The organism is Candidatus Krumholzibacteriota bacterium (assembly GCA_016932415.1).
In the GTDB taxonomy this organism is placed as follows: domain Bacteria; phylum Krumholzibacteriota; class Krumholzibacteriia; order Krumholzibacteriales; family Krumholzibacteriaceae; genus Krumholzibacterium.
The window spans coordinates 185,433-198,593 of the sequence record JAFGCX010000010.1 but is presented as its reverse complement, the minus strand read 5'-3'; the positions used below and the strand labels follow the sequence as shown (position 1 = coordinate 198,593).

General features: G+C 49.5%; 11 protein-coding genes. 3 read left to right on the top strand and 8 right to left on the bottom strand.

Features of this window, described 5'->3' with window-relative positions; all coding sequences use genetic code 11:
- Nucleotides 1-24: 24 nt before the first annotated feature.
- Nucleotides 25-978: a ribonuclease H-like domain-containing protein gene (locus JW814_03675; GenBank protein MBN2070536.1), complete on the bottom strand. Its 954-nt coding sequence runs from the start codon at nt 976-978 to the stop codon at nt 25-27.
- A 302-nt stretch (nt 979-1,280) separates the two neighbouring features.
- On the opposite strand from JW814_03675, the gene JW814_03670 reads away from it, so the two are divergent.
- The gene (locus JW814_03670) at nt 1,281-2,651 is read left to right on the top strand and encodes a peptidoglycan DD-metalloendopeptidase family protein (protein MBN2070535.1); all 1,371 of its coding nucleotides are present in this window, start codon (nt 1,281-1,283) and stop codon (nt 2,649-2,651) included.
- A gap of 20 nt (nt 2,652-2,671) precedes the next feature.
- Nucleotides 2,672-3,265 carry an epoxyqueuosine reductase QueH gene (locus JW814_03665; GenBank protein ID MBN2070534.1) on the top strand — a complete coding sequence of 198 codons (594 nt, stop codon included), beginning with the start codon at nt 2,672-2,674 and terminating at the stop codon, nt 3,263-3,265.
- Nucleotides 3,266-3,345: 80 nt separating this feature from the next.
- On the opposite strand, the gene JW814_03660 is transcribed toward JW814_03665, so the two are convergent.
- The 7 genes from JW814_03660 to JW814_03630 all read right to left on the bottom strand — a co-directional run bounded on the left by JW814_03660 (nt 3,346) and on the right by JW814_03630 (nt 11,616).
- Nucleotides 3,346-3,516, bottom strand: a complete 171-nt coding sequence (locus JW814_03660) for a 4Fe-4S binding protein (GenBank protein ID MBN2070533.1) — start codon at nt 3,514-3,516, stop codon at nt 3,346-3,348.
- A gap of 71 nt (nt 3,517-3,587) precedes the next feature.
- Complete coding sequence (locus JW814_03655; protein MBN2070532.1) at nt 3,588-6,254, bottom strand: insulinase family protein; 2,667 nt, start codon at nt 6,252-6,254, stop codon at nt 3,588-3,590.
- A gap of 99 nt (nt 6,255-6,353) precedes the next feature.
- On the bottom strand, nt 6,354-7,727 hold the full coding sequence (lpdA, locus tag JW814_03650; protein MBN2070531.1) for a dihydrolipoyl dehydrogenase: 1,374 nt from the start codon (nt 7,725-7,727) through the stop codon (nt 6,354-6,356).
- Between the two features lie 13 nt (nt 7,728-7,740).
- Entirely contained in the window at nt 7,741-8,517 is a 777-nt protein-coding gene (locus JW814_03645) for a response regulator transcription factor (protein ID MBN2070530.1), read from the bottom strand.
- The gene (locus tag JW814_03640; protein ID MBN2070529.1) at nt 8,514-9,830 is read right to left on the bottom strand and encodes a histidine kinase; all 1,317 of its coding nucleotides are present in this window, start codon (nt 9,828-9,830) and stop codon (nt 8,514-8,516) included. The genes JW814_03645 and JW814_03640 overlap by 4 nt, the downstream gene beginning before the upstream one ends.
- A 26-nt stretch (nt 9,831-9,856) precedes the next feature.
- A complete protein-coding gene (locus tag JW814_03635; protein MBN2070528.1) occupies nt 9,857-10,426 on the bottom strand; it encodes a TlpA family protein disulfide reductase in 570 nt (189 codons plus the stop codon).
- Between the two features lie 38 nt (nt 10,427-10,464).
- The gene (locus JW814_03630; protein MBN2070527.1) at nt 10,465-11,616 is read right to left on the bottom strand and encodes an acyl-CoA dehydrogenase family protein; all 1,152 of its coding nucleotides are present in this window, start codon (nt 11,614-11,616) and stop codon (nt 10,465-10,467) included.
- A 191-nt stretch (nt 11,617-11,807) separates the two neighbouring features.
- Here JW814_03630 and JW814_03625 point away from each other — a divergent pair, with 191 nt between their 5' ends.
- A complete protein-coding gene (locus JW814_03625; GenBank protein ID MBN2070526.1) occupies nt 11,808-13,091 on the top strand; it encodes a tetratricopeptide repeat protein in 1,284 nt (427 codons plus the stop codon).
- Nucleotides 13,092-13,161: the final 70 nt, after the last annotated feature.

Here is a 13,161-nt window from a genome sequence, read left to right as displayed (position 1 = left end):
TCCCCATCCGTACGCGGGGCACCATCAATCAATCCCCGCCTTTTCACCCGCTGACAGAAAAACCGTTACAATTTCGAGCATCGACAGCAGATCAAGGCGGTTATGATGGATCACTCCGGCTATGGGACCGGCCTCTCCTGTCCTGACAAAATCGTGATACGCTCCCGGTATCTCGCTTCCTGGAATATCTCCTGTCCTCTTTTTACCGAGAAGATATCTTTCCAGCGTCTGCAATTTATGATTCGGCGTCCTTTTCCCGAGTAAGCGTCGTGAAAGAGGTAACAGATCTATATGGACACCTGGCGGAACGAACTCAATCGATTCTGATGCCATCCTTTCCGCGATAAAGGGCATATCGAATCTTATCCCGTTGAAAGTGACAAGGACTGAAAACTTCTGCAATATCCTCGATAGAAAGATCAGGACAGTTTTTTCCTCGGTATAGTCCCTGGCGAAAAGCAGGTCCTGGATCAATCTTTCACCTTCAGAATACATCAGACCGATTAAAAAGAGAGGAGAATTACCAAGTCCGGTCGTCTCTATATCAAGATAGCATATCTCTCCCGGATCGACATCCTGAATGGCGCTGAGAGTCTCAAGCCCCTTTATCCGGAAAGCCGACCCGGTGGCGAGCACTCCGAGATATTCGTCGTGTATCGCCGGAGCGTTCCTCCAGATATCACCGGCATCAGAGATAATCCTGTAAAATGCCGCCCCTTCGACATGACAATCCTGTCCATGGACCAGATCTTCGATCCTTCCCCCTGAGGAGAGTCCTTCGCTCATCCTCGCGGCAAGCTCCCTTCGTCCCGAGGGATCGACGGTATTGAATAGCTCCTCGCCTGCCGGAGGAGTATAAGCAACATTCTGAGCATCGTTGATTCGCGGCCCACTGGATCCTGACCTGTTGTAGACATTTTCAGCTTTTATTTTCAGAGCTTCGAGTCTCTCCCTCAGGTCACCCTTTTTTTCATCCATAAACAGGTCCCGTTCGCAAGAAGTACCGGGGATCCCGATTCACAGGCAGCCATTTCGGACCGGTGATCCACCGGCGGATGACAGATCCGGTAAACCCTAAAGACGATCAGGAATAATACCGAAATATACTTATGCGCAAAAGGTACTCCATATGCGCTTATATATCAAGAGGGAGGATCAATGAGCGGAAATCTCTTTTACAGACCTTCCGCGCCGAGCGCTCCCGATGCGGGGCTGTATCTTTTCCTTGACTAAAAAGGAGTCTTTTCGATATCTTTCAGCCAATTAAAAGGATCGCGAGAATGAAAAACAACAGGATAATATCAGCTTTAATAATAACTGGGACTATTGCCGCCATATTCTATCTGACAGTCAGAAGTGGGCGGCAGGTCGATGATCAGCCTGTGATCGTCGAGGCTGCCTTGATCTCCTCCAGCGAGCTTCCCGCGCGGGAACCTGTTCTTCATGAACCCGAGGCTCCGGCTCTTTCCGGGATGGTCACGAAAAACTCCTTTTTCTTCAATATATTACGTGATGCCGGTATCATTCCTAACCAGATCGACGCCATAATCCGCGCATCAAAACCTGTATATGATTTCGCCAGGATACAACCGGGGCAGTATTACGAAATATTCACCGGCGACGGTGGAGAACTTCAAAGGCTGACTTTTTCCCTCAAGGGGACAGAGTCATATATAGAGATAGTGACGGTCGATGGAGATTTCGTCACCACCAGAAAGGATTACCCGTTCAAAGTGGTAATAAGGGAAGCATCCGGTATAATCACCAGTTCTTTTTTCGCATCATTGATGGAACAGGGCCTGTCGAACGAACTTGGAGCTACAATAGCCAACATATACGCGTGGGATATCGATTTTTTCAGTCAGATCAGGAAAAACGATTACTTCAGGGTCATTTACGAGGAAAAAACGATGCTTGAAGGGCCCGGAAGCGATGAAGGACCAAGGATCGGCAATATCCTGGCTGCCGAATTCAATACAAGCGGAGACAACCACTACGCATTTCTTTTTGAGAATGAAGATGGGCTTGCCGACTACTTCGATGACCAGGGCAAATCGCTCCGCAAACAACTACTGAGAGCTCCACTGAACTATACGAGGATAAGCAGCAATTACAGCAAACGAAGGCTTCATCCCGTACTGCACACTTACCGTCCCCATCTCGGGATCGATTATGCGGCTCCGGCCGGAACACCAGTCCAGTCAACAGGGGACGGGACGATCATGACGGCATCGCGGACAAAGGCAAACGGCAATTATATCAAGGTCCGTCACAACAGTGATTTTATCAGTTATTACCTCCACCTGAGCAGGTTCGCCAGGGGAATAAAGAATGGCGTAAATGTAAAACAGGGCCAGACGATCGGTTATGTGGGAGCGACTGGCTATGCTACAGGGCCGCATCTGGACTACAGAGTGAAAAAGAACGGCAAGTTCGTCAATCCACGCAATCTGAAACTTCCTCCGGCTAATCCCGTGAGAGAAGATAAGATGATGGATTATCTCCTCTTTGTCGAATATCAGATCGCAAAGCTTAACCGGATCCCCGTCAAAGATCCGCGCGGCGATTATTTCGCTGAGAAAACCAGCGAAGAGAATCCGGTAATCGATGGGAAAACATCAGAAAGCGGCGGATCGAATCTATCCAATTGATCCTTTCGCCCGGGCATAAGATGGACCCCCGAAAAAAAATACTTGTTCACGCCTGCTGCGCTTCATGCTCAAGCCATGTCCTCGCTCTTCTTTCCGACAGGTATGATGTATCGGCATTCTTCTACAATCCGAATATCCAGCCGGCCGGGGAGTACCTGCAACGTCTCGATGATATGAAGAAGGTCTGTTCAGAGATGCGGATCCACCTTTTTGAGGGAGAATATGATCCCGGATCGTGGCAACGCGGGATAGAGAGATTCAGGCACCTCGGGGAAAAGAGTGAGCGCTGCTGGAGATGTTACGCGATCCGTCTTGATGCCACGGCTAAAAAAGGATCTCAGCTTGGTTGCGACCTTTTTACTTCTACTCTCTCGGTAAGTCCCCACAAGATACAGGAAAGGATCATCGAAGAAGGGGAAAAAGCCGCCGCGAAATACCATATCTCTTTCCTGGGCGAGGATTTCAAGAAAAAAGACGGTTTCAAAATAAGCGTTGAAAAAAGCAGGTCGCTGGGTCTGACCAGGCAGGATTATTGCGGTTGCCTTTTCAGCAGGGAAGAGGCCGCAAAGAGAAGAGATGATAATGCCCGGAAGGGCTATAAAAATCGGCCATGACCATCCACGAAACAACTGGTTCGGGATCCGGGCCATGGCCGTTGAATAATAGAAAAAGCTATCGATCCTGATGGACCGGCTCAGCCCGCGTCGATCGCATCAACAGGACAGACTTCGACGCAAGCTCCGCAATCGGTACATTTATCGGCGTCGATCACGTATTTTTCGTCGCCTTCTTCAATCGCTTCTACCGGGCACTCCGCCTCGCATGCACCGCAACTGATGCATTCATCATTAATAGTGTGGGCCATTCTGTCTCTCCTTTACCTGTAAAAAACGATTCATATCCCTATATAAATAAAATGGGGATTTTGGTCAATAATTATCGTCTCATCATTCCCGCGGGAGGCGATTTTTTTACATCGCCCTCCGCGGAGGGGATCATTCTCACGATCACCATTCTGTCAATGGAAAAATGAGTGCCCACCGTGGAATGGACATCCTCGTCCGTGACCTCCTCTAAAAGGAGGCTTTTACTGGTGCCATCCCATAAAAATATATCGGATGCCATTGAAAAAGCCTGATCGATGCTAGAGAGCGTGCGCCTGGCAAGCCGCGATATGATCCTGTTTCTCGCTATCGCTATCTCCTCAGACGAAGCCTTGTCTTCAAAAAGACCTGTTATTTCTTTCTTCAACGCGTCAGTAGCCTTTTCAAGGTTTTCTATCCCCGTCGCGACAGAGGCGGTTACCTGGATGGCGTTCTCGAGATATTTTACCGATGCTCCGGTCGAATAAGCCAGGCCCAATGTTTCGCGTATCTGCAGTTGCATCCTCCTGCTGAGGATCTCAGCGGCGACCGTTGCGGCGGCCTTTTCACGTATCGATGGGTCGTCCAGCCTCCACCCCGCCCCGATATACAATCCTGATTTCTCGCTCTTTTCATCCCGCGTCCCCGCCACTACCGGCCATTCGACTGCGGGGCAGGGAGATACTTTGCCCGCTGGCATGCTGGAAAAAAGGTATTCAAGGCTATCCAGGACCTCAGCAGGTTCTGAAGGAGAGACCAGGGTCACTATCAGGTTCGATCCGCAGATACTCTTTTCTCTGAATCTGTTGAGCTGTTCAAGAGATGTCCGCTCGAGGTCCGCAGGGTCTGGAAATACAGACCGGGAATATGGATGATCACCAAAAAGTGATCTTTTGACAGCGGCGCTCAATGCCGCGTAAGCTGAGCCCGACCTCACGGCAAGTTCTTTTCGCAAAATATGTTTCGCGCTTTCAAGGTCATCTTCGGTCAGAATCGAACCAGGCAGGTGCGCTGATACGAGTGCGGCCGCTTCATTCATATTTCCAGAAGGGGCTTCGAGCCTGAGAAATGACCAGGAAGGGTTCAGATAATAATCATCCATTGGCACGTATGGATTATCGGTCCACTTCAGGGAGCCTCCCAACGATCTCAACTTCGAAGAAAGCTGTTTCCCCTCGACAGAGTTCTCAAGAGCGGCGTTGAGGACGACCGTAATACCGGGGTAAAAACCTTCTTCATTGCAATTTCTTCCCCTGACCATAATATGCAGGGCGGCGATCTCTGAATCTGTCCTTCTCTCCGAGGCTGCCACCGCTCCGTTGCCAAAGACCCTCGTCAAAGGCTTCGGGCCGCTATCTCCCGATAGAACTGTGGTGTGACCCTGATCGATATATACGGCATTGAAACAGATCGGATCGAAATATGTCTTGAGGACCCTTACGATATCTTCCTCATCGGTAATTTTCACTCCTTCCGACACGGCAGAGAGATAGGTGTCGCCGAAAAGAGCGATTCTTTCCCCTTCGAGCATTATATAAAAATGGTATTTTTCCCTGTTTGCGGCATCTGCGGCAAGAAATGAGACTTTTGTCGCTTCGACCATCCCCTTCGATGGCCTCCATGAAGAGAGGTAAGATATCGCGCTGATCAGGTCGTCAACCTGCGATCGTGTCGTGGACAAAGCATCGAACTGAAACCTGAGGGCTGAAAAATCACTATGGACCTCAAGATAGACCTCCGCTTCGGGCAAGGAATATCTTTCCAGTGATTTTACAAGTGGAGAATCATCGCCGGAAAGGATCTTTTCGAGAAGTATCGCGGCTGCAAATCCCTTTTCGCCCACTCCCGGAACAGGCACGAGGATTTCCAACACCGGTTCCAGGCCGTTTTCGTGTCTCACCGTGACTTCGTTACTCCACCTGGGACTGGAGATATATCCGTTGTTTGAATGACCGGCCTCTCCCTTTGCCTTCTCTTTTTCATGCTGCCTCGATCCTCCCGCTTCGGCCTTAACGAAGGCTTGATCCCTCTTCCCCGTCGTAAAATAATCGTTGATCCATCCTCGCGCGCTCACCCTGTCGAATCCGCCGGTGACGATGATTCGCATCCTCAAAGGATTGTAATATTTTCTGTAATAGTCTATCACCTGATCCCGGCTGATCTCTGCTATCGTCGAAGGATACCCAAGGACAGGTTCAGCAAGATCACTTCCTCTGTAAAGATATCTCTCTACGATGGAGCTTCTGCGTTCTCCCGGCCTGTCTTTAGCCTGCCGCAATTCCTCAAGAACGACTTTTTTCTCTTTTTCAAATTCATCTGACGGAAATACCGAATGAAGCAGCATCTGTGAAAGTATCTCGAACGCTTCTTCAAGATGCGAGCGGTCGACAAGAAGAAAATATACTGTTGTTTCTTTTCTCGTGAAGGCGTTGAGAAAACCTCCGACATCGTCGATCCAATCGCTTATCTCCTGACGGGTAAACCGCTCTGTCCCGTCAAAACAGAGATGCTCGAGAAGATGCGTGACTCCCCTCGTGTCAGGGGCCTCGAATACGGCACCGGCGGAAACCGAGACTGTTACGCATACTACTCCTGATTCTGCGTGTTGTTGATAAATCACCTCCGGCCCACCCGGGATATTTTCCACATATCTGCCGCTTCGGGCTGGCGAAAATGGGGCAATGACAAACAGAATAAGTACTATCACGCAAATGGAATATCCTGAATTTCCCCTGAACATGAAATATCCTCCCGGCTGACCTATTTCTTTCAAGCTATATCACTATCAAGATCAATCGTATCATCTGATTCTCAGGGAACTGTTGATAAAACGGAATGATTACCGCAAGAGATGTATTGCTTTTCCCTCGACTGCTTCGGCCGCCTCCCCGATCGCCTCGCACAATGTCGGATGGGGGAAAATAACCGAAGCAATATCTTCTACTTTCATCTTTTTTTCAATCGCGAGGGTCCCGAAAGATATCAGCTCAGTCGCCTGAGGACCTATAATATGAAGCCCCAGCAACCTGCCATCCTCCCTTGAGGCAACCCACTTGACAAAACCATCCTCTTCCCTCAATCCCCTTGCTTTCCCGTTTGCGGCAAAAGGAAATCTTCCCGCCGCTATCTCGAAACCATGCGCTTTTGCTTCCGCTTCGGTAAGGCCCACGCGCGATATCTCCGGAAGGGTATAGATGGTGAATGGAACAGAGTCAAAATTGATCTCGCGGGAAGATCCAAGAGCGTTTTCCGCGGCCACTATCCCCTCTCTTGTCGCGACATGCGCGAGAAGCCAGCCTCCCGCCACGTCCCCCGCGGCGTAAAAACCCTCTGCCGTGCATTCCATCCTGTTATTAACCTTAATTCCTTTTTTATCCGTCTTTATCCCCAGAGCTCCCAACCCTATCCCGGAAATATTCGGAGATCTTCCGACAGAGACCAGGGCGACCTCGGCGGAAAGTTCTTCATCGCTTACAAGCCGGGCAGTCACTTTTCCACCATCCGATACGAGTTCCCTGACCATCGAGCCAAGCCTCAGAGTTATACCCTTCTTCTTCATTATAGACTGAAAGAATCTGATTATATGGATATCTTCAGTCGCAATTAGGGAAGGGAGCATCTCTACAACCGTGACCCTTGTTCCAAAAGCGGAGAAGATCGACGCGAACTCGCATCCGATGACGCCTCCTCCGATTACCAGCATACTCTCCGGGATCCTTCCCAGATCGAGCAGATCGGTGCTGCTGAGAATATTTTTACCGTTGAACTCCAGGCCGGGGATTTCTATCTCGGTCGATCCAGTTGCTATCAGGATCTTTCTGCCCTTTACCGTACCGGTTCCTTCCACCTCTATCTCGCCCGGAGAGGTGATCCTTCCCGATCCTTTCACTACATCTATCTTTCTGCCGGACAGAAGCTTCTCGACTCCTGAGACCAGGCTCTCTACTACATCATCCTTATGTAAAAAAAGCCCCGTGGCGTCGGCTTTTATTGAACCCGCCACGCCTTTTCCATCTCCTCCCGAGGAAGATTCTATAAGGTGTGCCAGAGCATGCATCGTTTTCGTCGGTATACATCCCCGGTTGAGGCAGACTCCGCCGATCGACTCTTTTTCGATAAGACATACTGAAGCTCCCAGCTGAGAAGCCCTGATAGCGGCAGGGTATCCCGCTGGTCCACCCCCGAGCACGAGAAGATCGAAAATCTGATCCAAACCGCCTGACCTCCTAAAAGATACCTTCGATTTTATTCTTGAGAAGTTGAGCCTGGGACCTCTGAAGACGGACCTCTGTCTTTTCTGAATCATCTATAGTCATTATATAGTTACCGCCCGACCATGGGATTATCTGGACGATCTTCCCGGGATTCACAAGATATTCCGCTCCAAGTCTGGTAAATACCTTCGGGTCTATCTGGACTTCGATCTCGTCTATATCGCTGTAGTTCGATTCATATCGCCCATCATCAGTATATGCAGTCACTTTTCCCCCCTCATTGTGCAGCATGGCGATTTTTTCCACTTCCACGAGCCCCATCATACCATCATCTTTTTTTATTACCAGGCGAGGCAGGAAACGGGTGCCACCCTTGATATTCTCCGTCAGTTTCCTTATCCTGTCGAGATATTCCTCCCTGCGGGGCAATATCGCCTTTGCCCTCTCTATAGCTCCGGAGAGCCTCTCCTTCTCGATCGGTTTGAGGAGGTAATCGATCGCGTTAATCTCGAAAGCTTTTATCGCGTACTGATCATATGCTGTCGTAAAGATGACCAGGGGGAGCTTTTTTTCTTCCATTAGAGTCCTGACCACCTGGAATCCGTCCACCTCAGGCATCTGAATGTCGAGAAAGACGATATCCGGCTGATTCTTCCTGATGATCGATATCGCATCCCCGCCTCCGGAAGCCTCCCCGATCACCTCGATCTCACCATAATCGCCGAGCAGGAACCTCATCTCGCTCCGGGCAAGTTTCTCGTCATCGACTATAAGCGCTTTGATCTTCATCCCTCCTGCCTCCTCCTTGCAGTATCAGGTATATACAATCTTACTACAGCGCCGCCTCCGGGTGTGGGGGTTATCGAAAGGCTTCCTTCGCCACGTGAATATATCTTAAGCCTCTCTACGACATTCTTCATTCCCACTCCCTGATCCATAAGTACCGACAGATCGAACCGGTCTACTTCAGGACCATCATTTGTGATCTCGACGACGATACCACTCTCTACGCATCTTGAGGAGATCTGAAGTCTTCCTCCGCAGGTAACGCAGGAAATGCCGTGTTTTATGGCATTCTCAACAACAGGCTGAAGAAGCATCGAAGGCAGATGGCAGTTCATGCTTTCCGGTTCGAGGTCCTTGATTATCTTCAATTTTTCCTCGCCAAACCGGATCTTCTCTATAGAGAGATAATCGTCAATGAACATTATCTCTTCGCTAAGGGAATGCGTATCAGAAGTGTCTTCAAGCGATTTTCTGAATATTGACGCGAGTTTCCTCGTCATCTCCCTGGCCTTCCCGGCATCAGTCCTGATCAGGGCGGAAATCGAATTAAGAGTATTGAAAAGAAAATGCGGGTTGATCTGGCTCTTCAGAGTAGAGAGTTTCGCGTGTACGAGCTGGTTCTCCTCTTCTCTGATAATCACTTCCATCCTCGCGTTGTTCGCCATCTTCAAAGATATCCCGAGAGTGTATACTATGACTGTCAGGTCGATCGTGATGAAGAACCAGTCTCTCACCGGATAACCGTACAGCATCCCCCTTCCATAGTAGGTGTCGAGCAGCCTGTATCTGAGGAGGGCCAGTACAATAATGAGGATAAAAGGAAGAAAATTCCTGTCAAGTCTGCGTCTAAACAGTTTTTCCATAAAATTGTAGATTATCAGGAATGGATTGAGTGAATAATTCCATATCTCCCCCATCTGGCCCAGTCTGGAATAGAGTATTCCAGCAAAAAAACCCGAAAGGGTATATAGAGGAAGCGCTACCGGCTCTCCAAGAAAATAACATGTCAGGCCTATAACGAATCCGGTCGCGGAACCTACGCGCATTCCTCCTATCAATCCGGCAAATATCGCTCCTTCAAGAGCCAGATCCATCGCCGCCTGACTGGATACCTTTCGGACCACGATTCCCATCGAGAAAATGACAGCGAAAAATATAACCAGTTTCACTTCTATGCCCCGGGAGACTTTCACTCTGGCCAGGTACTCGACGACAGACCTGAATTGCAGAAGAAGGCTGGTGATGCCAGCCATTACCGCTATTCTCAATAGAAGGTTTATGATCGCGAGCTGATCTTGTGAAAAACTTAACGGCATATCTCATATCCCCGCGTAGACAAATATCACAGATGCTGCCTGTAGAGGGCCAGAATCGCTTCCTCGTATTTTTTACCCTTGTACAATCCTTCCAGTTTCGTGGCTACAGTGCCATCTCGAAGCAGGATATATGTCACAGGCAGATTCCTGGCTCCACCGAAGGCATTCGCCGTTCTTTCCCCATCGACCATGATCTCGAAAGTCGCCGGATTGCGGATGAGAAAGGTCTTCAACACCCCGGGGTTTTTCGAATCCAGGGATACTCCGATAACGTCGACATTCTTGTAATATTTCTTCTGGATGTTATTCATGATCGGGATCATTTTCTGGGAATCGATATTCCATGTGGCAAAAAACGTCACAAAAAGAAATTTTCCACCGTAATCGCTTACCCGTGTCGTACTACCGTCAATCCTTCTCAGTATGACGTCCGATTTGTTATTCGGATCCCTTTTGACCATCGGGGTCTGCGCTTCCCCGCTGCTTTCTTTTCCGCCATTGTCATCCCTGGAACACCCGGCCAATACCGTTGCCATGACCAGGACGATCAGCACCGCGACCTGTAACGGGACGCGATTTATTAGTCTCACAGTCATTGAAAGGCATCTCCTTTTCTCCGCTTGAGGGACGGGGATCAAAACTCCTTGAAGATCTGGCTTGCTATCGTATTCTTCTGGATCTCCTTGGTCCCTTCATAGATCTCCGCGATCTTGGCGTCCCTGTAATAGCGTTCCACCTCGTATTCCGTCATGAAACCGTATCCTCCGAGAAGCTGTATCGCCTCGTCAGAGACATATACGGCCGTCTTTGCCGCGACATATTTGGCCATTGAAGTCAGTTTCGGATCAATTCTACCCTGATCGAAGTTCCATGCCGCTTTGTAAGTCAACAGCCTGGCATATTCCACGGCTGTGGCCATATCAGCCAGTTTATGCTGATTTACCTGAAATCTGGCGATCGGCTTTCCGAACTGTTCCCTTTCCATAGTATAAGCAAGGGCCCTGTCGAAAGCCCCGGCGGCTATACCGAGAGCGGTCGCCGCGATCTCGACGCGGCTCTCGTCGAAGAATTCCAGGACCTGATAAAAACCTTTTCCTTCGACACCGATGATGTTCTCCAGGGGAACCTTCACATCGTCATACGAGACTTCGGCCGTAGAAGTCATCTTTATACCCATTTTTGAACCGACATCCTCGGTCGTGAGTCCGCCAGTGTCTTTAGGGACAAGAATGATCGCCATCCCCTTGTATGAGGGAGTGATATCCTGGTCTATCTGGCAGAGAGTCAGATAGAAATCTGCTATCTGTCCGTTGGTAATGAATGTCTTGGTGCCATTGATCACCCAGCTGTCCCCATCCTTTACTGCCGTCGTATCCATGCGGGTGATATCGCTTCCATGGTTCGGCTCGGTAAATGCTCCGGCCGATATCATCTCTCCGGCTGCCACAGCCGGCAGATATTGCTCTTTCTGTTTCTCCGAGCCATGCCGCATTATTATCTCTGACGCAAAGTCAGAAAGGGCGATTGCCGTCCCGATCCCGGAATCTCTCCTGCAGAACTCTTCGACGACGATGACGTTCTCGATCACTCCAAGCCCGAGACCTCCGCATTCCTCCGGAAAATGCAACCCGATGAAACCGAGTTCAGCAGCCTTCTTCCAGAGCTCCCTCGGAAACGAATGTTCCTCTTCATGTTTAAGGGCTATTTCCCTTGTGAATTCCCCCTTGGCGAATTTTCTCGCAGCTTCCTGCATATCTTTCTGCTGCGTTGTCAGTTCGAAATCCATTACTACCTCCCAAGCCCTTTTAAATCAGGCTATTAACTCTGCTTTGTAAAATATTTACCATATCGCACCAGGAACACCACCTGGCGATTTTCGCCGATTCTATCAGAACAGTCACTATAAAATCAATAGATACTTGGTTTTTGTCCTTATTTGGAACGTTTATTGCGGATAATCCGGCGGGAGGCTAACAGATGAATCGATCGAGGAAAATATTCGCTCTGATGCTCTTGCTGATAATATTCTATTATCCCGGCGCGTATGGTCAGAATCCCGGCCGGATCGAAGCGGAGAAGATCTTCGTCGAAGCACAGAAAGCCCTCGCCCGGGGAGATGACGCGACTGCCGAACAGCAGTTGATGCAATCTCTTCAGCATGACCCGAGTTTCACTTCAGCGATATGGCAACTCTCGCAGATATATGAGAAAAGGGGACAGCTTGAATATGCCAGGGAATTGATCCTGCGCGGACTTCAACAGGACCCGAATGCCGCCTGGGCAAGGGATAAACTCAGCCAGGTCGAAAAACTTCTCGTCAACAGGCTGAAAATCGAGTCTGAAGCGTTCATGGATTCGGGGCACTACGACAAGGCGCTGCCGAAGCTGTCCCTTTATGTCGGAATCAGGCCCCATGACCCGGACCCCCTTATTCTCCTTGGACGATGCCATCTTGCCCTCGGCAACCTCAAAACAGCGAGAGAATATCTCGTCCAGGCTATCCAGCGCGATCCGACAAGCCGAAGTACAGCGAATCTACTCGATGAGGTAGATCAGCGTATATCGCTTTCCTCGGCTGAGACAGCGCTCGCGCGCGCAAGAACGATCCTTGCAAACTACACTCCCGAGAACAGGGAAAAAGCGGAAAATGCATTACGTGACCTTCTTGAAAAAGACCCCGGTAACAGCTGGGCGGCCGAAAAACTGAAAGAACTTACACTCCTTTCCAGGAAAGACGAAAAAACCAGCGAGCCGATCGAGGCGATCGAAAAGGGAGTGGATAAAATCAAATCGATCAGTCTTCCACAACCAGGGAAATTTCTCTCCCCGCTCAGGAGCAGGATCACCATTGCCCTGCTTGCCGTCATAATCGTCCTCCTGTCGTTCAACATCAGGCGCAGATCAAGGATCAGAAGCTATCCCCTCCAGGGAAGCCTCAGCCTGATACCGGTGCTCGATATCGTCTCACTTCTCAATTCCAATCTTAAATCAGGACGTCTGGCGATTTCCTCCGGCAAGCTCAGAGGTGAGATATTTTTTGAAAAGGGAGAGATCGTGCACTCGCGTTATAAAAGCTACGACGGCAAGAATGCCTTTCACAGGCTTATGGATATCAACTCAGGATCGTTTATTTTTTATAACCACCTTCCCAACGTAAGACATACGATCACCGAACCGCTGAGCCTTCTTCTGCTGTCCATGAAATCGATCGATGAGGAATCAACAGCAAGAAAGAAGGAGAGGACACTTTCTCCAGTCTAGATGGCAGTACTGATTATCCCGGCAATGACATTGATACGTTATGAATGACCGGCGGAAAGACCCGGACGAA